Origin of the sequence: Ensifer sp. LBL (assembly GCF_050435225.1) — a bacterium.
Taxonomy (GTDB): domain Bacteria; phylum Pseudomonadota; class Alphaproteobacteria; order Rhizobiales; family Rhizobiaceae; genus Ensifer.
On the sequence record NZ_JBNDJY010000006.1, the window covers coordinates 128,769 to 150,920 of the forward strand.

A 22,152-nucleotide genomic window follows, 5' to 3' on the forward strand; every position below is an offset into this window, starting at 1 on the left:
CTGATGTCGATGAGCAAGCATATCTCGCCGGCCGAAGCGGCCGCTTTGATCCCGGATGGTGCCGTCGTTTCCGTCTCCTCGTCCAGCGGACTCGGCTGCCCCGACCTGATGCTGAAGGCGATCGGCGAGCGGTTCGAGACGACCGGCCATCCGCGCGACCTGACGACGCTGCACCCGATTGCCGCCGGCGACATGAGCGGCATCAAGGGTGTCGATTACATCGCCAAGAAAGGTCTGCTGAAGAAGATCATCGGCGGCTCCTACCCTTCCGGCCCGTCGAGTGCCGAACCGCCGCTGATCTGGCAGATGATCGGCGCTGACGAAGTGGCCGCCTACAACGTGCCGTCCGGCATCCTGTTCGACATGCACCGAGAGGCTGCTGCCAAGCGCCCCGGCGTCCTGACCAAGGTCGGGCTCGACACCTTCGTCGATCCGTCGCGCGAAGGCTGCGCCATGAACGCTTCGGCCGCAGCCGAACCGGTGGTCAAGAAGGTGTCCTTCGAAGGCGAGGACTGGCTCTATTTCAAGGCGATCGCGCCGCAGGTGGCAATCATCCGCGCGACGACGGCCGACGAGCGCGGCAACCTCACCTATGAGCACGAGGGCGCCTATCTCGGCGGTCTCGACCAGGCGCTCGCTGCCCGCAACAACGGCGGCATCGTCATTGCTCAGGTCAAGCGTGTCACCAAGGAAGGCTCGCTGAAGCCCCACGACGTGCGGGTGCCGGGCGTGCTCGTCGATTACGTCATCGTCGATCCCGATCAGAAGCAGACGACCCAGACGCTCTACGATCCGGCGATTTCAGGCGAGATCTTCCGGCCGCTCGACAGTTTCCGCGTACCGGAATTCAACATCCAGAAGGTGATTGCCCGCCGCGTGGCGCAGGAGCTGCAGGCCGGCAGCGCCGTCAATCTCGGCTTCGGCATCTCGGCCAATGTGCCGCGCATCCTGCTCGAAGAAGGGCTGCATGGTGCGGTCACCTGGGTGATCGAGCAGGGCGCCGTCGGCGGCGTGCCGCTTCTCGATTTCGCCTTCGGCTGCGCCTCGAATGCCGATGCTTTCATGCCGTCGCCCTACCAGTTCACCTATTTCCAGGGCGCCGGCTTCGATGCCTCGCTGCTCTCCTTCCTTGAGATCGATCGCAACGGCTCGGTCAATGTGTCGAAACTCTCTTTCCGCCCGCATGTGACGGCTGGCGCCGGCGGTTTCGTCGACATCACCGCACGGGCGAAGAAGATCGTGTTCTCCGGGATGTTCAATGCCGGAGCCAAGCTCGCGATCGCCGACGGCAGGCTGGTGATCGAGAAGGAAGGCAAGCTGAAGAAGCTGGTCAACGAAGTCGAGCACGTCACCTTCTCCGGCCGCCGCGGTATCGAGCAGGGCCAGGACATCACCTATGTGACCGAACGCTGCGTAATGAAGCTGACGCCCGAGGGCGTGATGCTGACCGAGATCGCGCCTGGCGTTGATCTGCAGGCGCATATTCTCGACCAGTCGGAATTCCCGCTGATCGTTTCCGACAGGCTGAAGCCGATGGATGCTGCCCTGTTCCAGGAAGCGTTGATCGGATTGGAGCTGCCGAAAAAGCCGGCGCGCCGGCTTCAGGGAGGCGGTCGTGGCTGAGGGTCGTATTCGCATCGAGGTCGATGGGCCGATCGCGACCATGACGGTTGCCCGTCCGGACAAGCTCAACGCCTTCGACATCGACATGCTGAAGGCGCTCGCAGCCGCCTGCGACACGGTTGAAGCTGACCGCAACGTACGCGTCGTCATCCTGACCGGCGAGGGCAAGGCGTTTTCCGCCGGTGGCGACATCAAGGCGTGGGGCGGCATGGATGCGCCTGCCTTCGGACATGACTGGGTGCGCTTCGGCCATCGCGTGTTCGAGCGGCTGGCGACCCTGCGCATGCCTGTCATTGCGGCCCTCAACGGCCACGCGCTCGGCGGCGGGCTGGAGCTTGCGGCGGCCGCCGATATCCGGCTGGCCGAGGCGCAGATCAAGATCGGCCTGCCGGAGACGAGCCTTGGCATGGTGCCCGGCTGGTCGGGCACGCAGCGTCTCGTCTCACGCTTCGGCGCCCAGATTGTCAGGCGCATGGTTCTCGGTGGCGAGATGTTCACCGCCGAGACTGCCCGCATTCAAGGTTTGGTCGATGCCGTTGTCGAGACCGGAACCGTGCTTGCCGCCGCCCGCGACTACGCAGCGCGTGTCGCCAAACGCGGGCCTGCGGCGCTCGAGATTTCGAAACTGATGCTCGCTTCGGCGAATGGCGAAGACAACGGATCTGCGGTCGAGGCACTCGGCTCGATCCTCGTCGCCAAGACCGGCGACCTCAAGGAAGGTGTCGCTGCCTTTTCGGAGAAGCGTGAAGCCCAATTCAAGGGAGAATGGTAATGACCGTGCTCGTGAAACCCAAGCCGATCGAAGGCCACAAGGTTCGCGCCTTCCAGATGCTGATCGACGGCAAGTGGGTGGACAGCGCCGAAGGGCGCACGATCGAGCGCGTGGCGCCGGGCCATGGCGTTGTCGTCAGCCGTTATCAGGCCGGCACCAAGGCCGACGCCGAAAAGGCGATTGCCGCTGCCCGCCGCGCTTTCGACGATGGCGCCTGGCCGCGCATGACCGCATCCCAGCGTTCGCTGGTGCTTTTGCGTGCCGCCGACATCATTGCCGAGCGCGCCGATGAGCTTGCCTATCTCGATGCGATCGAGTCCGGCAAGCCGATCAGCCAGGCTAAGGGCGAACTTGGCGGTGCCGCCGATATCTGGCGTTATGCGGCGGCTCTCGCCCGCGATCTGCATGGCGAGAGCTACAACACGCTCGGCGACGGCACGCTCGGTGTCGTCTTGCGCGAGGCGATCGGCGTCGTCTCGATCATCACGCCCTGGAATTTCCCGTTCCTTATCGTCAGCCAGAAGCTGCCCTTTGCGCTGGCCGCCGGCTGCACCACTGTCGTCAAGCCGTCCGAGCTGACCTCGGCCTCGACGTTGCTGCTCGGCGAAATCCTCGAAGCCGCCGGCGTTCCCGCCGGCGTCGTCAACATCATCACCGGTACGGGGCCGGAGGTCGGCGCGCCGATGACGACGCATCCTGATGTCGACATGGTGTCCTTCACCGGCTCGACCGGCGTCGGCCGCCTGACCATGGCCAATGCTGCACAGACGCTGAAGAAGGTCTCGCTGGAGCTCGGCGGCAAAAACCCGCAGATCGTCTTTCCGGACGCCAATCTCGATGAGTTCATCGATGCCGCAGTGTTCGGCGCTTACTTCAATGCCGGCGAATGCTGCAATGCCGGTTCGCGCCTGATCCTGCATCGCGATATCGCCGACGAGGTGACGCGCCGCATCGCCGAACTTTCTGCCAAGGTCAAGGTCGGCGATCCGCTTGATCCGGAAACCCAGGTGGGCGCCATCATCACGCCGCAGCATCTGGAAAAGATTGCCGGCTATGTTTCTGCCGCTTCCAGGGACGGTGCAGCGGTCGCTCATGGCGGCACGGCGCTCGATCTCGGCATGGGCCAGTTCATGGCGCCGACGATCCTTTCTTCCGTGCGGCCGGACATGGCAGTGGCGCGGGAAGAAGTGTTCGGGCCGGTTCTTTCCGTTTTGACCTTCGAGACGACCGAGGAGGCGATCCGCATTGCCAATGCGATCGACTACGGCCTTTCGGCCGGCGTCTGGAGCCGTGACTTCGACACCTGCCTGACGATTGGCCGCCGCGTGCGCGCGGGCACCATCTGGATGAACACCTTCATGGACGGTGCGTCGGAGCTGCCCTTTGGCGGCTACCGCCAGTCCGGCCTCGGCCGTGAACTCGGCCGGCATTCGGTCGAGGACTACACCGAGACGAAGACGCTCAACATGCATATGGGGCCGCGCACCGGCTGGTGGATGCCGCGCTAAGGCTAGACCGGAGGAGAGACGACATGCGGACGATGGGGAGAACATTGGGGCAGGAGGCAGCGTCACGCGACGCCGTCCTGCGCGCCGTGTTCGCCCGCTCAGCCGGCCGTGCCGAAGCTCGACGGGATCTGCGGACAGAGCAGCAGCTGCAGCTTGCTGACGTCGCTCTCACCGCCGATCTTCTGCAGGAGCACCCGGCCCATGTCCTCGCCGGTCGCCGTCAGGTCCTCGTAGATCGTCTCGACCTGCGGCTGGATGGCGCTCAAGAGGTGCGAGGTCTGCTTGGCGACGATGTCGTATTCGCGTCCGAGCGTCAGGCCGCAATCGCTCATGCCGGTGATGGTCGCCAGCGCACAGACCTCGCCGCCGCACATGAAGCTATCCGGCGGATCGGGCTCGGCATAGCGCTGGCGCACACGGTCGCGGATCGCGCCGGCGGGGCTGTCGAGGTCGATGCCCGAGAGGATCTCGTAGGCGCAGCCGGCCTCGCGCACGGCGGTCATGAAGCCGTGTTGCAGATGGCCCGCAAAGGTGAAATCGGCGGGACCGCTGATCAGCGCGGGCTTGCGCCTGCCCTTGGCGATCAGGCGCTTCGTCGCCTGGTAGGAGAAGGTGAAGTTGTCGTAGTCGACATAGGGATGCGGGGTGGAAAGCTCCGTGCGCCCATGGGTGACGAAGGGAAAGCCGAGATCGGACAGCAATCGGACGCGGGGATCGAGCGGTTCCGTGCGCGAGAAGATCAGGCCGTCGGCCATCGCGTTGCGGGTGATGTAGTTGACCGCTTCGACATTGGTCGAGTTGAGGAAGTTCGGCATGACGATCAGGTGAAAGGCGGTGCCCTGCAGCGCCTTGGCGATGCCGCTCATGATCGAGGTGCCGTAGCCGAGAATTTCCTCATGTGGATCGAGCAGCACGCCGATGACATTGGTGCGGCCAGTCTTCAGGCGCTGGGCGGCACGGTCGGGCGAATAGCCGATCTCGTCGGCGACCTCGCGCACCCGCTTGCGGGTTTCGATGGAGATCTGCGGCGCATCGGACAGCGCGCGCGAGACGGTGGTGACCGCAAGGCCGGTGATTTCCGCGATCGTGCGAAGGGTCGGCTTGCCGCGCTTGACGGTGGCACCGCTGTCTTCGTGGTGGGCGGGCTTGGAGGGATCGGCCAATGCTAGTCATCCTGAGAGCGGGCAAGAGCGGGTTTTGTAACGTGGTGCGAACGCTTAGGCAATCGAATCATGAAAACGTTTTAAATCTCGCATCGCGGCATGGATTGCTGCGCTGCAATAGCTAATGTGAGCTATATAATTCAGTAAATTCAAACGGTTCCGAAGGTGCTAAAGTACAAAATGGCGGAATGCTTGACTTGCTGAATTTATAACGTTTTAAATGGCCAGCCGCTGGCTGAAGCGGCGCGAATTCCGGGGTGGAGGAGGTTCCGCCTCGTTAACTTGCAAACGGGAGGAAAACGATGCGCAAGTTGATGACGACGACGGCCGTTGTGGCGCTGATGATGGCGGCCACCGCCGCGCGCGCAGCCGAAAATGTGGAAGTTCTGCACTGGTGGACATCCGGTGGCGAAGCCGCCGCACTCGACGTTCTGAAGAAGGACCTGGAAAGCAAGGGCATCACCTGGACCGACATGCCGGTTGCCGGCGGTGGCGGCACGGAAGCCATGACGGTGCTGCGCGCGCGCGTCACCGCAGGCAACGCTCCGACCGCCGTGCAGATGCTCGGCTTCGACATTCTCGACTGGGCCAAGGAAGGCGCACTCGGCAACCTCGACGAGACGGCTTCCAAGGAAGGCTGGGACAAGGTGATCCCGACCGCCCTGCAGCAGTTCTCGAAGTATGACGGCCACTGGATCGCGGCACCGGTCAACGTGCACTCGACCAACTGGGTCTGGATCAACAAGGCTGCCCTCGACAAGGCTGGCGGCAAGGAGCCGACCAACTGGGACGAACTGGTTGCCCTGCTCGACAACTTCAAGGCCCAGGGGATCACCCCGATCGCTCACGGCGGCCAGCCCTGGCAGGATGCGACGATCTTCGACGCCGTCGTGCTTTCGCTCGGCACAGACTTCTACAAGCAGGCTTTCATCGATCTCGACCCGGCAGCGCTCGGCGGCGACAAGATGAAGGAAGCCTTCGACCGCATGACGAAGCTGCGCTCCTATGTCGACGACAACTTCTCGGGCCGTGACTGGAACCTTGCTTCCGCGATGGTCATCGAGAACAAGGCCGGCCTGCAGTTCATGGGCGACTGGGCCAAGGGCGAGTTCCTGAAGGCGAAGAAGGTGCCGGGCACCGATTTCGTCTGCATGCGCTTCCCGGGTACGCAAGGGTCCGTGACCTTCAACTCCGACCAGTTCGCGATGTTCAAGGTTGCCGACGACAAGGTTCCGGCGCAGCTCGCCATGGCTTCGGCGATCGAAAGTCCGACCTTCCAGTCGGCCTTCAACGTGGTCAAGGGTTCGGTTCCGGCCCGCACCGACGTTCCGGACACGGCCTTCGACGATTGCGGCAAGAAGGGCATCAAGGACCTGGCGGAAGCCAACACCAACGGCAAGCTCTTCGGCTCCATGGCCCATGGCCATGCCAATCCGGCTGCCGTCAAGAACGCGATCTACGACGTCGTGACGCGTGAGTTCAACGGCGAACTGACGTCCGAAGAGGCCGTCAAGGAACTGGTCTCGGCCGTCGAGGCCGCGAAGTAACGGGCTCGCTCCGGGGCGCGTACTGCATAATTCCTTAGATCCGCATGGATTTAAGGACAAAATTATGCAGCAACTTAGGTGTTGCAGCGACCTTAGCGTGTCTTGCGAGACACGCGGCGCTGCTAGGCGCCCCGGACACCCCATTCCGACATGCAGGCGCCGTCGAACCACCGTGGCCAACAGGACGCGGGGAGGGGCGCTTTGATACCCAGAACCTCGCGCGGATGCCGATATCGGGGTTGTGCCCGACGGCCGCGCCAGAAGTGGTGAACGTTCATGGATAGCCGCAGTCGCCTGCAGGACCTGATACCGAAGCTGGTGCTTGCCCCGAGCTTCCTCATCGTCCTGATCTTTGTCTATGGTTTCATTGCCTATACCGGCTTTCTGTCGATGACGGACAGCAAGATGCTGCCGTCCTACAATTTCGTCGGTTTAAGCAACTATACGAAGCTGTGGGCGCTGCCACACTGGTGGCGGGCGGTGAGCAACCTGGCGATCTTCGCCGCGCTCTATATCGCCATCTGCTCGGTGCTTGGCCTCGGGCTGGCGATCCTGCTCGACCAGAAGATCCGCGCTGAAGGGTTCCTGCGGCCGATCTATCTCTATCCGATGGCGCTTTCGTTCATCGTGACCGGTACGGCCTGGAAGTGGTTCCTCGATCCCGGCATCGGCCTTGAGAACACCATGCATCTCTGGGGCTGGGAGAGTTTCTCGTTCAACTGGATCAAGGACCGCAACTACGCGATCTACTGCGTCGTCATCGCCGCCGTCTGGCAGTCGACCGGCTTCATCATGGCGATGTTCCTGGCCGGCCTTCGCGGCGTCGACAACGAGATCATCAAGGCGGCCCAGATCGACGGCGCCAAGACCTCGACGATCTATCGCCGGATCATCATTCCCTTGATGCGGCCGGTGTTCCTCTCGGCTTTCGTCGTGCTCGCGCATCTGGCGATCAAGGCCTACGACCTGATCATCGCGCTCACCGGTGGCGGCCCCGGCCAGGCGACCGAGCTGCCGGCGACCTTCATGTATTCCTACACCTTCACCCGCAACCAGATGGGCATCGGCGCGTCCTCGGCGATCATCATGCTGGTGATGATCTTCTCGATCATCGTTCCCTATCTCTATTCCGAAATCCGGGGAGCAAAACGCTGATGAGCGCTCCGAGCCCAGACAACATCATCTCGCACAACCGCCTCACCCGCGCGTTGATCTACACCGCGCTGATCCTCTTTGCGCTCTATTCGCTGCTGCCGCTCTATGTGATGCTGGTGAACTCGGTGAAGCCGCTCGACGAGATCCGCCAGGGCGGCATGCTCAACCTGCCGCAGACCTTTACGCTCGAGCCCTGGCTTCAGGCCTGGTCGACGGCGCAGATCGGCGTGCAGCCGACGGGCCTGAAACCCTTCTTCATCAACTCGATCCTGATGGTCGTGCCGGCCGTGGCGATCTCGACGATCATCGGTGCGCTGAACGGCTACGTGCTGACGAAGTGGCGCTTTCCCGGTGCCAACATCTTCTTCGCCATGCTGCTTCTGTCCTGCTTCATCCCTTTCCAGATCGTGCTGATCCCGATGGCGCGCATCCTTGGGATCCTGGGGCTCGCCGGTTCGATCTGGGGCCTGATCTTCGTCCATGTGATCTACGGCCTCGGCTTCACGACGCTTTATTTCCGCAACTACTACGAGGCCTTCCCGACCGAGCTGGTGCGCGCAGCGCAGATCGACGGAGCCAGCTTCTTCCAGATCTTCTGGCGCATCCTGCTGCCGTCTTCCGGTCCGATTATCGTCGTCTCGGTCATCTGGCAGTTCACCAACATCTGGAACGACTTCCTGTTCGGCGCATCCTTCTCGGGCCCCTATTCGACGCCGATGACGGTCGCGCTCAACAACCTCGTTTCGTCCTCGACAGGCGTCAAGGAATATAACGTCCACTTCGCAGGCGCGATCCTCGCCGCCCTGCCAACGCTCATCGTCTACATCGTGTCCGGCCGCTACTTCGTTCGCGGCCTGATGTCGGGCGCCGTGAAAGGATAAGCTCATGTCTTTCTTGAAAATCAGCAACTTGCGCAAATCCTATGGCTCGCTCGAGATCCTGAAGGACATCAACCTGGAGATCGAAAAGGGCGGCTTCCTCGTGCTCGTCGGCCCGTCCGGTTGCGGCAAGTCCACGCTGCTCAACACCATCGCCGGTCTCGAGCCGATCACATCAGGCGAGATCGCCATCAACGGCCGCTCGGTTGCCGACCTGCACCCGTCGAAGCGCGATATCGCCATGGTGTTCCAGTCCTACGCCCTCTACCCGAACATGACGGTCGCCGGAAACATCGCCTTCGGCATGGAAATCCGCGGCGTGCCGAAGGACGAGCGCGAGAAGGCGATCAAGCAGGTCGCCGACATGCTGCAGATCGGCCATCTGCTCGACCGCAAGCCGAGCCAGCTCTCCGGCGGCCAGCGCCAGCGCGTCGCCATGGGCCGGGCGCTGGTGCGCAATCCGCAGGTCTTCCTGTTCGACGAGCCGCTGTCCAACCTCGATGCCAAGCTTCGCGTCGACATGCGCACCGAGATCAAGCGGCTGCACAACCGGATGAAGACGACGATCGTCTACGTCACCCACGACCAGATCGAGGCAATGACGCTGGCGACGAAGATCGCCGTTCTGAAGGACGGCGTGCTGCAGCAGTTCGGCACGCCGGCCGAGATCTACAACAACCCGGCCAACATGTTCGTCGCCGACTTCATGGGTTCGCCGGCGATGAACCTTTTGACCGCGCGCATCGAAAAGAGCGGTTCCGATATCGCGGTTGCGCTGGCGCGTCCGAATGCCGAGCCGCTGAAACTCGCGGTGCCGCAGGCCAACGGTGCGCTCTCGGCCTATGCCGGCAAGGACGTGGTCTTCGGCATTCGTCCGGAAGCGCTGACCGACCCAGATGGCGCCGACCGCAATGCCAAGGTGGTTGCCGAGGGCGAATGCCTGATCGAGGTGGTCGAGCCGGCCGGTTCCGACACGTTCGCGGTCACGCGTCTCGGCGGCAAGGAGATCGTTGCCCGGCTTCGCGCCGATGCCCGCATTGCTGCCGGTCAGACCTCGCGGCTCGCCTTCAACCTCGACAAGGCGGTGTTCTTCGACCCGCAGAGCCAGCAGCGGATCGCGTAATCGATCATGCAGGAGCAGCCGGACATCGTCATCATCGGGTCGGGGATCGGCGGCTCCACGCTTGCGGCGGGGCTTGCCGGCTCCGGCGCCCGCATCGCCATCCTCGAGCGCGGCGAGCGCCTGCCCGACACGCCGGAAGCGCGCAGCTACAGCTCGATCTTCGTCAAGGGGCACTTTCGGCCGAGGGAGATGTGGCGCGAGCCTGATGGCACCGAGTTCAATCCGGGAAACTTCTATTTCGTCGGCGGCAATTCCAAGCTCTTCGGTGCGGTGCTTCTGCGCTACCGTGCCGAGGATTTCACCGAGATGCAGCATCTTGGCGGCGTTTCGCCGGCATGGCCCTTCCCTTACGAGGAACTGGAGCCGTGGTACGGCAAGGCCGAGCGACTGTTCGAGGTGCGCGGCGAACTCGGCGACGACCCGACGGAACCGTTCCATAGCACGCCATACACCTTTGGCCCGGTGCCGGACGAGCCGGCCATCGCGCGGGCGCGCGCTGAGCTGAAGGCGCAGGGGCTGCATCCGGCAACGCTTCCGCTCGGCGTCGACATCGACACGTGGCTTGCCGGCGGGCGCACGCCCTGGGATGGGTTCCCGAATACCGGCAAGGGCAAGATGGATGCCGAGACCACATCGCTCGCCGCGGCGCTCAAGGACCCCAACATCGAGTTGATCACCTCGGCGCATGTCGACACGCTTGAGGCCCGCCCGGGCGGGCGGATCGAGGCCATCCACTACACCCATAGGGGCGAAAAGAAGACGCTGTCGCCGAACCTGGTGATCCTCTCGGCCGGCGCGATCAATTCGGCGGCCATCCTCTTGCGCTCCGGCGACGGCAAGGGGCTCGCCAACGCGTCCGACCAGGTCGGACGCAACTTCATGAACCACAATTGCAGCGCCATGCTCGCGATCAACCCGTTCAAGCGCAATGACAGCGTCTACCAGAAGACGCTGATGCTGAACGACTATTACCTGACCGGCGGCAGGGACGGCCTGCCGCTCGGCAATGTCCAGCTTCTCGGTAAGATCAACGCCGACATCCTGAAGGCCAACGCGCCCGTCTGGGCGCCCCGGTTTGCCTTCGATTTCATGGCCGGTCATGCGATCGACTGGTACATGATGACCGAGGACCTGCCGAACCCGGAAAGCCGCATCATGGTCGATGGCAAGGGCATCATCATGCAGTGGCGGCGCTCGAACATGGAGGCGCTTTCCGGGCTTGAAGCGAAGATGCGCGCGCATTTCAAGGCGGCGGGCTATCCGATCGTTCTGTCGCAAGCCTTCGACAAGCGCACGCCGTCACACCAATGCGGCACGGTACGGATGGGCACGGACCCGAAGGACGCACCGCTCGACACCTACTGCCGCGCCTTCGACCACCCGAACCTCTTTGTCGTTGACGCCGGCTGCCTGCCGACCTCAGCCGCCGTCAACCCGGCGCTGACGATTGCCGCCCAGGCGCTCAGGGTCGCCGACCATATCCTTGCGAAGGAGATCCGATTATGACGTCATCGACGCGCCCCGTCGCCATCGTCACCGGCGGTCGCCGCGGCATCGGTCTCGGCGTTGCCCGCGCGCTCGCCCGCGAGGGTTTTGATATCGCGATCACCGGCCTTGGTGCCGCCGATAGCGCCACGGCCCAGACGCTGTCAGAACTGTCGGGTGATGGCGGACGAGCAATCTATATCGAAGCAAACCTCGCCGATGTCGGCGGCCATGCTGCAACCGTCGAGCGCGTCCGCGCCGAGCTCGGTCCAATTCGTTGCCTTGTCAACAATGCCGGCATTGCCTCCGTCGTCAGGGGCGATTTCCTCGATCTGCTGCCGGAGAACTTCGACACGATCGTCGCCACCAACCTGCGTGGCACGGTATTCTTCACCCAGGCGGTGCTGGTATCGATGCTGACGGATCCGACCGATACGACACCACGCTCGATCATCAATATCACCTCGGTTTCGGCGACGATGACCTCGCCGGAGCGGCTCGACTATTGCATGACCAAGGCCGGGCTTGCCGCCTTCAGCCAGGGGCTGGCGCTGCGGCTTGCCAATACCGGCATCTCGGTTTTCGAGATCCGTCCGGGCATCATTCGCTCCGACATGACCGCCGGCGTCTCGGCGAAATACGATGGCTTGATCGATGGCGGACTGGTGCCGATGCGGCGCTGGGGCGAGCCCGACGATATCGGCAATATCGCGGCCGGGCTTGCCGGCGGCAAATTTGCCTTTGCCACCGGCTCGGTCATCCAGGCGGATGGCGGGCTGTCGATCGGCCGTCTCTAGGAACAGGCAAGACTTTTGAGGCTCGCAAGCGGGCAGGGTTTGAGTTGAACACGTCGAAAATTTGGAACGTTCCAAATTGATGGCGGCGGAGGAAAGACAGGGAATGAGCTACGACTATATCATCACCGGCGCCGGCCCGGCCGGCTGCGTTCTCGCCAATCGCCTCTCCGAGGACCCATCGATTCGCGTGCTGCTGCTCGAAGCCGGTGGCGGAGACTGGAATCCGCTGTTTCACATGCCGGCAGGCTTTGCCAAGATGACCAAGGGCGTTGCCAGCTGGGGCTGGGAGACGGTGCCGCAGAAGCACATGAAGGGCAGGGTGCTGCGCTACACCCAGGCCAAGGTGATCGGAGGCGGCTCGTCGATCAATGCCCAGCTCTATACCCGCGGTAACGCTGCCGACTACGACCTCTGGGCCTCCGAGGACGGCTGCGCCGGCTGGGACTATCGCAGCGTGCTTCCCTATTTCAAGCGCTCGGAAGACAACCAGCGTTTTGCCGACGATTACCATTCCTATGGCGGGCCGCTCGGCGTCTCGATGCCGACCGCTGCGCTGCCGATCTGCGACGCCTATATCCGCGCCGGACAGGAACTCGGCATTCCCTACAATCACGATTTCAACGGCCGCCAGCAGGCGGGCGTCGGCTTCTACCAGCTCACCCAGCGCAACCGCCGCCGGTCGAGTGCGTCGCTCGCCTATCTCTCGCCGATCAAGGACCGCCGCAATCTGACGGTCCGCACCGGCGCGCGCGTGGCGCGGATCGTGCTCGAAGGCACTCGCGCCGTCGGCGTCGAGGTCGTTACGGCCAAGGGCAGCGAGATCATCCGGGCGGATCGCGAGGTGCTGGTTACCTCGGGTGCCATCGGCTCGCCGAAGCTGCTTTTGCAGTCCGGCATCGGGCCGGCCGATCACCTGAAATCGGTGGGCGTCTCGGTGAAACACGACCTGCCCGGCGTCGGAGGCAATCTGCAGGATCACCTCGATCTCTTCGTGATCTCGGAATGCACCGGCGACCACACCTATGACGGTGTGGCGAAACTCCATCGTACGCTATGGGCTGGGTTGCAGTATGTGCTCTTCCGCTCAGGCCCGGTGGCGTCGTCGCTATTTGAGACCGGCGGCTTCTGGTATGCGGATCCGAATGCCCGTTCGCCGGATATCCAGTTTCACCTCGGTCTCGGTTCCGGCATCGAGGCGGGGGTCGAGAAGCTGAAGAACGCCGGCGTGACGCTGAATTCCGCCTATCTGCATCCCCGCTCGCGCGGCACGGTGCGGCTCTCGTCCTCCGATCCGGCGGCAGCACCGCTGATCGATCCGAATTACTGGGAGGATCCGCACGACCGCAAGATGTCGATCGAGGGCTTGAAGATCGCCCGCGAGATCATGCAGCAGGCGGCACTGAAGCCCTTCGTGCTGGCGGAGCGCCTGCCGGGCAACTCGGTCATGAGCGATGAGCAGTTCTTCGAATACGGCTGCACCAATGCCAAGACCGACCATCATCCGGTCGGTACCTGCAAGATGGGGACGGATGCCTCGGCCGTGGTCGGGCTGGACCTGAAGGTGCGCGGACTTGAAGGCCTGCGCGTCTGCGACAGCTCGGTGATGCCGCGCGTTCCCTCTTGCAACACCAATGGGCCGACGATCATGATGGGGGAAAAGGGCGCCGATATCATCCGCGAGCGCCAGCCCCTGCCGCCGGCGATCTTCGCCCACGAACGCAACGATAGCCGCCCGCGCGCCCGCGCCGATATCCGTTGAGGTCCCCATGATCCGCCATTGCGTCTTCATCCGCTTCCGCCCTGAAATCTCCGGGGACGAAAAGGCGACTATCTTCGCCGAAATATCCGCGCTGAAGTCGCGGCTACCCGGCTTTCTCGCCGCCCATGTCGGCGCCAATGTCAGCCCGGAAGTGGGCATGGACAAGGGGTTTGCAGAAGGCTTCATCGTCGACTTCGCCGATGTGGCCGCACGCGACGCCTATCTCGAAGACGAGGAGCACCGCAAGACCGGCGCCAAGATCGTGGCGGCAGCCGAAGGCGGCGTTGCCGGCATCTTCGTCTACGACCTCGAAATCGCTGGCTGAGTGGCGGGGATGATCGACGCGCGCCCATTCCTGACAGAGCTTTTCGCGGCGGCCGTTCGAGCCGCCGATCCCTATGAGGCGATCATGGCGCATCTGCCCGAGCCGCCGAAAGGGCGGACCGTGGTGGTCGGTGCCGGCAAGGCGGCAAGCCAGATGGCGGCCGCTTTCGAGAAACTCTGGAAGCATCCCTTCAGCGGCACGGTCGTGGCGCGCCATGGACCGATCGAACATTGCGAGACAATCACGGTGCTGCAGTCGGCCCATCCGGTGCCGGATGAGGCGGGGCTCGCCGCATCGGATGCGTTGCTGAAGGCGGTCGCAGGTTTGACCGCCGACGACCTCGTCATTGCCCTGATCTCCGGTGGCGGCTCGGCCCTGCTGCCGGCGCCGCCTGAAGGCTTGACGCTCGCTGACGAGGTCGCCGTCAACAGGGCGCTGCTGGCGTCGGGAGCGCCGATCTCGGCGATGAACGTCGTGCGCAAGGACGTGTCGCGCATCAAGGGCGGTCGCCTCGCTGCCGCCGCCTTCCCGGCTCGTGTCGTCAGTCTCGTCGTTTCGGACGTACCCGGCGATAACCCGGCCTTCGTCGCCTCGGGGCCGACCGTTCCGGATCGTAGCACGCCAACGGAAGCGCTAGAAATTGTCACCCGCTACCGCATGGAGCTACCGGATGGCGTGGTGGCGCATCTGCGCTCTGACGCGGCTGCGGCACCCGATCCCGACGATCCGCGATTCGCCGGACATGAGTGCCACGTTATCGCGTCGGCAAGCGTCTCATTGGAGGCTGCCGCGGCCAAGGCCCGGGAACTGGGCATCGAGGCGCACATCCTCTCTGACGCGATCGAAGGCGAGGCGCGTGATATCGGTCGCATGCATGCTGCCCTTGCTCGCGAAGTGGCCCTCAGGAACCGCCCCTTCGACAAGCCGGTGGTGCTGCTTTCCGGCGGCGAAACGACCGTGACGATCTCGGGCAAGGACTATGGCAAGGGCGGGCGCAACAGCGAGTTTCTGCTGTCGCTGGCGCTCGACATCGATGGTGTTGCGGGCATCGATGCACTTGCGGCCGATACGGATGGCATTGATGGTTCGGAAGATAATGCCGGCGCCTTTGCCGATGGTGAGAGCATCGCGCGCATGCGGGAGGCAGGTATCGATCCGCGGCTGCATCTCGTCCGTCACGACGCCTGGTCGGCCTTTTCGGCGAGCGGCGATCTGTTCGTCCCAGGCCCAACCGGAACGAACGTCAACGATTTCCGGGCGCTGTTGATTCGCTAGGGTGCGGCGCTTCTGTGGAGACGTTAGCCGGATTCAGCACTGTACCTGAAATGACAACGCCGCCGCCGAGATCTTCGGCGGCGGCGTTGTTTTGATTTGCGGCGTTTCGATTTACTTGGCGCGCTTCAGCGCATCGCCGAGGATCGAGACGATCTCGCCAAAGTGTTTCTCTTCGGCGATCAGCGGCGGCGAGAAGGCGATGATGTCGCCGGTGACGCGGATGAGCAGGCCCTTTTCGAAGCAATCGACGAAGACGTCGTAGGCGCGGGCGCCGATAGCGCCGTCGCGCGATTGCAGCTCGATGCCGGCGATCAGGCCGATTGTGCGGATGTCGATGACGTTGGGCAGGCCCTTCAGCGAATGCATGGCGTCGTGCCAGGCGTCCTGCAGCTCGACGGCGCGGGTCATCAGGCCCTCGTCACGGTAAATGTCGAGCGTGGCGATACCGGCGGCGCAGGCGGCCGGGTGGCCGGAATAGGTATAGCCGTGGAAGAGCTCGATCGCGTTTTCCGGCCCGTGCATCAGCGCGTCGTGCACCTTGCGGCTGGCAAAGACCGCGCCCATCGGGATCGCACCGTTGGTGAGACCCTTGGCCGCCGTCACCATATCAGGGACTACACCGAAGAAGTCGGTGGCGAAGGCGGCGCCGAGGCGGCCGAAGCCGGTGATGACTTCGTCGAAGATCAACAGGATGCCGTGCTTGTCGCAGATCGCGCGCAGACGCTCAAGATATCCCTTCGGCGGGATCAGCACGCCGGTTGAGCCGGCGACCGGTTCGACGATGCAGGCGGCGATGGTTTCGGCGCCATGCAGCGCCACCAGCCGCTCGAGATCGTCGGCAAGCTCGGCGCCGTGTTCCGGCTGGCCCTTGACGAAGGCGTTCTTGGCGGGGTCGTGCGTGTGGCGCAGGTGATCGGAGCCGGGAAGCTGCGGGAAGACGCGGCGGTTGTTGAGGATGCCGCCGACCGAAATGCCGCCGAAGCCGACACCGTGATAGCCGCGCTCGCGGCCGATCAGGCGCGTGCGGGTGCCCTGGCCGATGGCACGCTGGTAGGCGATCGCGATCTTCAGCGCCGTGTCGACCGATTCCGAGCCGGATCCGGTGAAGAACACGCGGTCGAGCTTCTGTCCCGCGGGACCCGGCGCGATCTCGGCGAGGCGCTCGGCAAAGTCGAACGCGATCGGGTGGCCCATCTGGAAGGAGGGGGCAAAATCCATCGTCGACAGCTGGCGCTCGACGGCAGCGGCAATCTGGCGGCGGCCATGGCCGGCATTGACGCACCAGAGCCCGGCCGTGCCGTCGAGGATCGTGCGGCCATCGGTGCTGGTGTAGTGCATGCCCTCGGCCGAGGCGAGCAGGCGCGGGGCCTGCTTGAACTGCCGGTTGGCGGTAAACGGCATCCAATAGCTGTCGAGAACGGGGGCGTTGGGCTTGGTGTGCTGGTTCATGGCATCCTCCTGAGGTTGGCGATTGACGCCATGATTTGATTTGCCAAACAAGTCCTTTTCTGATGTCAGTTAAGTCATTGAAATACATAACGCTGATTCAGCGTGTTTGCGCTATTTCGAACAACCTGAACACCAAGGCTCGGATCATATGACCGTCGATATCGGAAACCGGCTTCGGCATCTCAGACTGATGCACAATCTGTCGCAACGGGAACTCGCCAAGCGCGCCGGCGTTACCAACTCGACGATCTCGCTGATCGAGTCGAACGCGTCCAACCCGTCCGTCGGCGCGCTGAAGCGCATTCTCGATGGCATACCGATCGGGCTGGCGGAGTTCTTCTCCTTCGAACCGGAAAAGCCGCGTAAGGCCTTTTATGCGGCCGAAGAACTGGTGGAGATCGGCAAGGGACCGATTTCCTATCGCCAGATCGGCGAGAACCTCTTTGGTCGCAGCCTGCAGATCCTGAAGGAGATCTACCAGCCGGGCGCGGATACCGGGAAGGTGCTGCTGGTGCATGACGGGGAGGAAGGGGGCATCGTGCTGTCGGGCCGCATCGAGGTCACCGTCGACGACGAGCGGCGGATTCTCGGGCCAGGGGATGCCTATTATTTCGAAAGCCGGCGACCGCACCGCTTCCGATGTGTGGGGCCGGTGCCCTGCGAAGTGATCAGCGCCTGTACGCCGCCGACGTTTTGAGAGAGAGGGACGTCTTAATCGCAGTGCCGGAGTGCGCGAATGCCCCTCATCCCGCTGCCGCGACCTTCTCCCCGTTTTGACGGGGAGAAGGGATATGCCGCTCGCGCTCGATCCGTCTCAAGGCCTGTGACGGTACCAAGGAGCTCGGTTCACAAGGGGAGAGGGGCCAGAAGATTGGTCAAATGGAAAAGGGTCGGCGCGTCGATCTCGACGCTGTCCCCTCTCCCCGCAGGCGGGGAGAGGGCTAGGGTGAGGGGCGCCTCCGAACTCAGAGCGCCCGCCGATGACCCAACTACGAAAGCCGCGCGCAGGCGTCGGCGATGCGCTTCAGCGCTTCCTTCAGTTCCGCTTCAGAGGTCGCATAGGAGATGCGGAAGAAGGGCGAGAGACCGAAGGCCGAGCCCGGAACGACGGCGACATGGGCGTCGTCGAGCAGGTAGGCGCAGAAGTCCGTATCTGTTGCGATCGTCCTGCCCGACGGCGTGACCTTGCCGAGCATGCCGGCGCAGCCGGAGAAGGTGTAGAAGGCACCTTCCGGGACGCGGCAATCGAGACCGTCGATGGCGTTGAGGCCATTGACGACGAGATCGCGGCGGCGCTGGAAGCTGGCGGTCCGTTCCTTCAGGAATTCCTGCGGGCCGGTCAGCGCGGCAACGGAAGCGGCCTGGCTGACGGAGGAGGGGCAGGAGGTCGCCTGGCTCTGGACGACAGCCATCGCCTTGATCAGGTCGCGCGGGCCACCGGCATAGCCGATGCGCCAGCCGGTCATGGCATAGGCCTTGGAGACGCCGTTGACCGTCAGCGTCCGATCCTTCAGCCGGGGCTCTAGCTGGGCCGGGGTGACGAAGCGGAAGCCGTCATAGACGATGTGCTCGTACATGTCGTCGACCAGCAGCCACACATGCGGGTGCTTCAGGAGCACGTCGAGCAGCGGGCGGTAGTCGCTCGCGCTGTAGGCGGCGCCCGACGGGTTCGAAGGCGAGTTCAGGAGCACCCAGCGCGTCTTCGGCGTGATTGCCGCTTCGAGCTTGTCGGCCGTCAGACGGAAACCGGAGGAGGCGTCGCAGGGGATCAGAACCGGCTTGCCTTCGCAGATCTGGACGATATCCGAATAGGAGGTCCAGTAGGGCGTCGGGATGACCACTTCGTCGCCGGGATTGATCGACGCCATCATGGCGTTGAACAGGATCTGCTTGGCGCCGGTTGCCACCGTGATCTCGTCCTGCTCGTAGGCAAGGCCGTTTTCACGCTGGAATTTTTCGCGGATCGCCTTCTTCAGCTCCGGCGTGCCGTCGAGTGCGGTGTACTTGGTGTCGCCGCGCTTGATCGCCTCGCAGGCGGCGTCCTTGACGAAGTCGGGCGTGTCGAAGTCCGGCTCGCCCGCGCCGAGGATGATCACCCGCTTGCCTTCGCGCTTCATCGCTTGCGCGCGCGCGCCGATCTTCAGGATTTCGGATACCCCGATCGAGGAGATCCGCGAGGCGGGCTGAAAGCCCGCCTCCTTGACCGTTTGGTTGATGGTCATGGTCTCTACCTGCCTGGCCGTGCGGTTATTCGATGTCGAACGACACGCCCTGCGCCAGCGGCAGAGCCTTCGAATAGTTCACCGTGTTGGTGGCGCGGCGCATGTAGGCCTTCCACGAGTCCGAGCCGGATTCGCGACCGCCGCCGGTTTCCTTTTCGCCGCCGAAGGCGCCGCCGATTTCAGCGCCCGAGGTGCCGATGTTGACGTTGGCGATACCGCAATCCGAGCCGTCGACGGCGAGGAACCGTTCCGATTCCTGCATGTCGCGGGTGAAGATCGAGGACGACAGGCCGGCTGCGACCGCATTGTGGTCGTCAAGAACGGCGTCGAAGTCGCTGTACTTCATGACGTAGAGGATCGGCGCGAAGGTTTCTTCGAAGACCGGGCCGGCCTGGACAGGCATTTCGACGAGCGCGGGCTTGGCGTAGTAGCCGTTGTCGTAGCCGAGCTCGACGCGTTCGCCGCCGGTGACGTTGCCGCCGTGCGACTTGGCTTCAGCGATCGCCTTCTGCATGCCGTCGAAGGCTGCCTTGTCGACGAGCGGGCCGACGAGGGCAGTCGATTCCAGCGGGTTGCCGACCGAAACCGAACCATAGGCCTTCTTCAGGCGCGGAACGAGCTGGTCGTAGACGCTTTCATGCACGAAGAGGCGGCGCATGGTGGTGCAACGCTGGCCGGCGGTGCCCATGGCGCCGAAGGCGATGGCGCGCAGCGCCATGTCGAGATCGGCCGACGGGCAGACGATGCCGGCATTGTTGCCGCCGAGCTCGAGGATGGCGCGGGCGAAGCGCTTGGCAAGGCGCGGGCCGACGTCGCGGCCCATGCGGGTCGAGCCGGTGGCCGATACGAGCGGAACCTTCGGGTTGTCGACGAGAACTTCACCGATGGCGCGGTCGCCGATCAGCACCTGCGACAGGCCTTCCGGCGCATCGCCGAAGCGGGCGAGGGCACGCTCGAAGATCGCCTGGGAGGCAAGCGCGGTAAGCGGGGTCTTTTCCGACGGCTTCCAGACGACCGAATTGCCGCAGACGATGGCAAGTGCTGCGTTCCAGGACCAGACGGCGACCGGGAAGTTGAAGGCGGAGATGACGCCGACGACGCCGAGCGGATGCCAGGTTTCCATCATGCGGTGGCCGGGGCGTTCGGTGGCGATCGTCAGGCCGTAGAGCTGGCGGGAAAGACCGACGGCGAAATCGCAGATGTCGATCATTTCCTGGACTTCGCCGAGGCCTTCCGAGGTGATCTTGCCGGCTTCGATCGAAACCAGGCGGCCGAGGTCGGCCTTGAAGGCGCGCAGTTCTTCGCCGAGCAGGCGAATCAGTTCGCCGCGCTTCGGCGCCGGAACGAGGCGCCAGGCCTTGAACGCTTCATGGGCCTTTTCGATCTTGGCGGCGGCTTCCGCTGCCGAAACCGTCTTCAGGTTGCCGATCTTCTCGCCGGTGACCGGGCTAAAGGACGGCATGTCGCCGCCGGTGTAGAGTTCCTTGGCGACGCCCATCTTTTCGAGAAGCGCTGCGGCCTCCTTGGTCACGTCGACTGTCTTGGTTGCGATGTTCATGGTCTGACTCCCGTCTTATCGGTTTGGATCATTCGTTGGAGCGAAATGCGGGCGGAAAACCGCATGTGCGTTTCCGCATTTCGCTCTGGGCTATCCGAAGCGCACGCTGCCGAGTTTTCCCGGCGAGGTCAGCGTCTTCAGGCCTGCGGCCATATCCTTGAGTTTGTCTGGCGTATAAAAGTCGTAATAGGCCTGATTGCGGCGGCCGATCGCATGTTCCGCGCTGAAGCTGCCGTGATACTCCTCGACGGCGACGGCGAAAACCCATTCGCGCAGTCGGGGTTCGAAAGTATCGTCCTTGAGAAGGTCGCTGTCCTTCGGCACGACGAGGTTGAAGTGCACGCCGCCGTCGCCGATATGGCCGAAATCGCAGACGGTCACATCGGGGAATTTTAAGGGCATCTCGGCCTTCATATGGTCGCAGAAGGCCATGATGTCACCCCGGCGGAAGGAGACGTCGAAGGCGATCAGCTTGCCCAAGTGCTTGACGCCCTCGGAAAGCGCGTGGCGCAGCGCCCAGATTTCGTGCGGCGGACCGACGAAGGCGTCGGCGAGCGGTGCCTCCTCCATCTCCCAGATCTCTGCAAGCGCCGTTTCCAGCACGGCGTCGAGCGACTGCTCACCCTCGCGTGGCGTCCAGGTGCGGCTGATCTCGGCGAGGATGACGTAGTCGGGGACCTGGCCAGCCTGGAACGGGTTTTTCAGCGACGGCACATGGGCGAAGGCCGCCTTAACGGCATTGCTCGACATGCCCTCGAAGGCCGAAAGATAGGCGCCGAGGCGTTCTTCCATAGCGCGCAGCAGCGGCATCACATGGGCGCCGCTCGCCGGAACCAGCAGTGCCGTTGCCGTCTGTTGCGGCAGGCGCTCAAGGTTCAGCACGCATTCAGTGACGATGCCGAAGGCGCCCGAGGTGCCGACGAAGATCTGCTTCCAGTCAACGCCGGTGTTGTTCTTGCGCAGGTCGCATTGCAGGTCGAGCACGGTGCCGTCCGCGTCCGCCAGCACGACCTTGAGGCCGAGCGTGTTGCGGCGCACGTCGCCGTATTTCAGGAAGCGCGATCCGCCGGTATTGGTGGCGATCATGCCGCCGATGCGGGGGTCGGCGCCGAGGTCGATCGGGAAGAACAGGCCGTGCTCTTCCAGCTTCCGGTTGAGATCGGACAGCCGGAAGCCGGCGTCGAGCCGGACCGAGCGGTTGTCGAGGTCGAGTTCGAACCGCTTTGCCAGCCGGTCGAGGCTGAGGATGGCTTCGTCGCCTGACTGATCCGGGGTCGAGCCGGAGACAAGCCCGGTGTTGCCGGATTGCGGGATCAGCGCGATGCCGTTCGAGACGCAGTAGGCAACGGCAGCAGAGACCTCTTCGGTCGTTGCCGGCCGCAGAACGAGCGAGGTCCGGCCGCGATCGTAGCGCGCGCCGGTCTCATAGGCTTCCAAGTCTTCAGGACGCGTCAGGACACCCTTGTCTCCAAGGATGCCAGTGAGTGCGTCGATGTGCAGTTGATCGATCATA

General features: G+C 63.7%; 18 protein-coding genes. 13 read left to right on the forward strand and 5 right to left on the reverse strand.

All coding sequences use genetic code 11. The features are described from left to right. Positions 1-3: 3 nt before the first annotated feature. The 3 genes from OKW20_RS23730 to OKW20_RS23740 are packed head-to-tail and all read left to right on the forward strand — an operon-like array spanning position 4 to position 3,903. Positions 4-1,623, forward strand: coding sequence for an acyl CoA:acetate/3-ketoacid CoA transferase (locus OKW20_RS23730; protein WP_429176088.1), 1,620 nt, complete (start codon positions 4-6; stop codon positions 1,621-1,623). Further along, positions 1,616-2,395: an enoyl-CoA hydratase/isomerase family protein gene (locus OKW20_RS23735; protein WP_429176091.1), complete on the forward strand. Its 780-nt coding sequence runs from the start codon at positions 1,616-1,618 to the stop codon at positions 2,393-2,395. Before OKW20_RS23730 ends, OKW20_RS23735 begins: the two co-directional genes overlap by 8 nt. Continuing rightward, complete coding sequence (locus OKW20_RS23740; RefSeq protein ID WP_429176094.1) at positions 2,395-3,903, forward strand: aldehyde dehydrogenase family protein; 1,509 nt, start codon at positions 2,395-2,397, stop codon at positions 3,901-3,903. Before OKW20_RS23735 ends, OKW20_RS23740 begins: the two co-directional genes overlap by 1 nt. Before the next feature lie 98 nt (positions 3,904-4,001). Here the strand turns inward: OKW20_RS23740 and OKW20_RS23745 are convergent, their stop codons facing one another. After that, entirely contained in the window at positions 4,002-5,066 is a 1,065-nt protein-coding gene (locus OKW20_RS23745; RefSeq protein ID WP_429176097.1) for a LacI family transcriptional regulator, read from the reverse strand. Between the two features lie 314 nt (positions 5,067-5,380). Here OKW20_RS23745 and OKW20_RS23750 point away from each other — a divergent pair, with 314 nt between their 5' ends. The 9 genes from OKW20_RS23750 to OKW20_RS23790 all read left to right on the forward strand — a co-directional run bounded on the left by OKW20_RS23750 (position 5,381) and on the right by OKW20_RS23790 (position 15,410). Further along, a complete protein-coding gene (locus OKW20_RS23750; RefSeq protein WP_371258915.1) occupies positions 5,381-6,613 on the forward strand; it encodes an ABC transporter substrate-binding protein in 1,233 nt (410 codons plus the stop codon). 276 nt (positions 6,614-6,889) lie between these two features. Beyond that, positions 6,890-7,768, forward strand: coding sequence for a carbohydrate ABC transporter permease (locus tag OKW20_RS23755; RefSeq protein ID WP_043625400.1), 879 nt, complete (start codon positions 6,890-6,892; stop codon positions 7,766-7,768). Beyond that, on the forward strand, positions 7,768-8,649 hold the full coding sequence (locus OKW20_RS23760; protein ID WP_043625398.1) for a carbohydrate ABC transporter permease: 882 nt from the start codon (positions 7,768-7,770) through the stop codon (positions 8,647-8,649). The genes OKW20_RS23755 and OKW20_RS23760 overlap by 1 nt, the downstream gene beginning before the upstream one ends. A gap of 4 nt (positions 8,650-8,653) precedes the next feature. Continuing rightward, entirely contained in the window at positions 8,654-9,769 is a 1,116-nt protein-coding gene (locus OKW20_RS23765) for an ABC transporter ATP-binding protein (RefSeq protein ID WP_043625396.1), read from the forward strand. A 6-nt stretch (positions 9,770-9,775) separates the two neighbouring features. Beyond that, the gene (locus OKW20_RS23770; RefSeq protein WP_429176103.1) at positions 9,776-11,275 is read left to right on the forward strand and encodes an FAD-dependent oxidoreductase; all 1,500 of its coding nucleotides are present in this window, start codon (positions 9,776-9,778) and stop codon (positions 11,273-11,275) included. Continuing rightward, positions 11,272-12,051 carry a 3-ketoacyl-ACP reductase gene (locus tag OKW20_RS23775; protein ID WP_429176105.1) on the forward strand — a complete coding sequence of 260 codons (780 nt, stop codon included), beginning with the start codon at positions 11,272-11,274 and terminating at the stop codon, positions 12,049-12,051. The genes OKW20_RS23770 and OKW20_RS23775 overlap by 4 nt, the downstream gene beginning before the upstream one ends. Before the next feature lie 103 nt (positions 12,052-12,154). Continuing rightward, positions 12,155-13,810, forward strand: coding sequence for a GMC family oxidoreductase (locus OKW20_RS23780; RefSeq protein ID WP_429176126.1), 1,656 nt, complete (start codon positions 12,155-12,157; stop codon positions 13,808-13,810). A 7-nt stretch (positions 13,811-13,817) separates the two neighbouring features. Beyond that, a complete protein-coding gene (locus tag OKW20_RS23785; protein ID WP_429176133.1) occupies positions 13,818-14,135 on the forward strand; it encodes a Dabb family protein in 318 nt (105 codons plus the stop codon). A gap of 9 nt (positions 14,136-14,144) precedes the next feature. Continuing rightward, a complete protein-coding gene (locus OKW20_RS23790) occupies positions 14,145-15,410 on the forward strand; it encodes a glycerate kinase type-2 family protein (protein WP_429176136.1) in 1,266 nt (421 codons plus the stop codon). A gap of 111 nt (positions 15,411-15,521) precedes the next feature. Here OKW20_RS23790 and OKW20_RS23795 read toward each other — a convergent pair whose 3' ends face one another. Next, a complete protein-coding gene (locus OKW20_RS23795) occupies positions 15,522-16,859 on the reverse strand; it encodes an aspartate aminotransferase family protein (protein ID WP_429176138.1) in 1,338 nt (445 codons plus the stop codon). Positions 16,860-17,007: 148 nt separating this feature from the next. Between OKW20_RS23795 and OKW20_RS23800 the strand changes: the two genes are divergently transcribed. Then, positions 17,008-17,556, forward strand: a complete 549-nt coding sequence (locus OKW20_RS23800; RefSeq protein ID WP_429176141.1) for a cupin domain-containing protein — start codon at positions 17,008-17,010, stop codon at positions 17,554-17,556. A 292-nt stretch (positions 17,557-17,848) separates the two neighbouring features. Here the strand turns inward: OKW20_RS23800 and OKW20_RS23805 are convergent, their stop codons facing one another. The 3 genes from OKW20_RS23805 to OKW20_RS23815 form a co-directional block, all read right to left on the reverse strand. After that, entirely contained in the window at positions 17,849-19,081 is a 1,233-nt protein-coding gene (locus OKW20_RS23805; protein WP_429176143.1) for a pyridoxal phosphate-dependent aminotransferase, read from the reverse strand. 25 nt (positions 19,082-19,106) lie between these two features. Continuing rightward, a complete protein-coding gene (gene amaB, locus OKW20_RS23810) occupies positions 19,107-20,639 on the reverse strand; it encodes an L-piperidine-6-carboxylate dehydrogenase (RefSeq protein WP_429176146.1) in 1,533 nt (510 codons plus the stop codon). 90 nt (positions 20,640-20,729) lie between these two features. Next, entirely contained in the window at positions 20,730-22,151 is a 1,422-nt protein-coding gene (locus OKW20_RS23815; protein ID WP_429176149.1) for an FAD-binding oxidoreductase, read from the reverse strand. Position 22,152: the final 1 nt, after the last annotated feature.

What these genes read in the sequence shown, in the direction of transcription:
- OKW20_RS23815 (WP_429176149.1), bottom strand. Translation starts at nt 22,151, where the DNA reads ATGATCGATCAACTGCACATCGACGCACTCACTGGCATCCTTGGAGAC.
- OKW20_RS23785 (WP_429176133.1), top strand. Translation starts at nt 13,818, where the DNA reads ATGATCCGCCATTGCGTCTTCATCCGCTTCCGCCCTGAAATCTCCGGG.
- OKW20_RS23765 (WP_043625396.1), top strand. Translation starts at nt 8,654, where the DNA reads ATGTCTTTCTTGAAAATCAGCAACTTGCGCAAATCCTATGGCTCGCTC.
- OKW20_RS23750 (WP_371258915.1), top strand. Translation starts at nt 5,381, where the DNA reads ATGACGACGACGGCCGTTGTGGCGCTGATGATGGCGGCCACCGCCGCG.
- OKW20_RS23755 (WP_043625400.1), top strand. Translation starts at nt 6,890, where the DNA reads ATGGATAGCCGCAGTCGCCTGCAGGACCTGATACCGAAGCTGGTGCTT.
- OKW20_RS23760 (WP_043625398.1), top strand. Translation starts at nt 7,768, where the DNA reads ATGAGCGCTCCGAGCCCAGACAACATCATCTCGCACAACCGCCTCACC.
- OKW20_RS23740 (WP_429176094.1), top strand. Translation starts at nt 2,395, where the DNA reads ATGACCGTGCTCGTGAAACCCAAGCCGATCGAAGGCCACAAGGTTCGC.
- OKW20_RS23775 (WP_429176105.1), top strand. Translation starts at nt 11,272, where the DNA reads ATGACGTCATCGACGCGCCCCGTCGCCATCGTCACCGGCGGTCGCCGC.
- OKW20_RS23770 (WP_429176103.1), top strand. Translation starts at nt 9,776, where the DNA reads ATGCAGGAGCAGCCGGACATCGTCATCATCGGGTCGGGGATCGGCGGC.
- OKW20_RS23800 (WP_429176141.1), top strand. Translation starts at nt 17,008, where the DNA reads ATGACCGTCGATATCGGAAACCGGCTTCGGCATCTCAGACTGATGCAC.
- OKW20_RS23805 (WP_429176143.1), bottom strand. Translation starts at nt 19,081, where the DNA reads ATGACCATCAACCAAACGGTCAAGGAGGCGGGCTTTCAGCCCGCCTCG.
- OKW20_RS23730 (WP_429176088.1), top strand. Translation starts at nt 4, where the DNA reads ATGTCGATGAGCAAGCATATCTCGCCGGCCGAAGCGGCCGCTTTGATC.
- OKW20_RS23780 (WP_429176126.1), top strand. Translation starts at nt 12,155, where the DNA reads ATGAGCTACGACTATATCATCACCGGCGCCGGCCCGGCCGGCTGCGTT.
- OKW20_RS23795 (WP_429176138.1), bottom strand. Translation starts at nt 16,859, where the DNA reads ATGAACCAGCACACCAAGCCCAACGCCCCCGTTCTCGACAGCTATTGG.
- amaB (WP_429176146.1), bottom strand. Translation starts at nt 20,639, where the DNA reads ATGAACATCGCAACCAAGACAGTCGACGTGACCAAGGAGGCCGCAGCG.
- OKW20_RS23790 (WP_429176136.1), top strand. Translation starts at nt 14,145, where the DNA reads ATGATCGACGCGCGCCCATTCCTGACAGAGCTTTTCGCGGCGGCCGTT.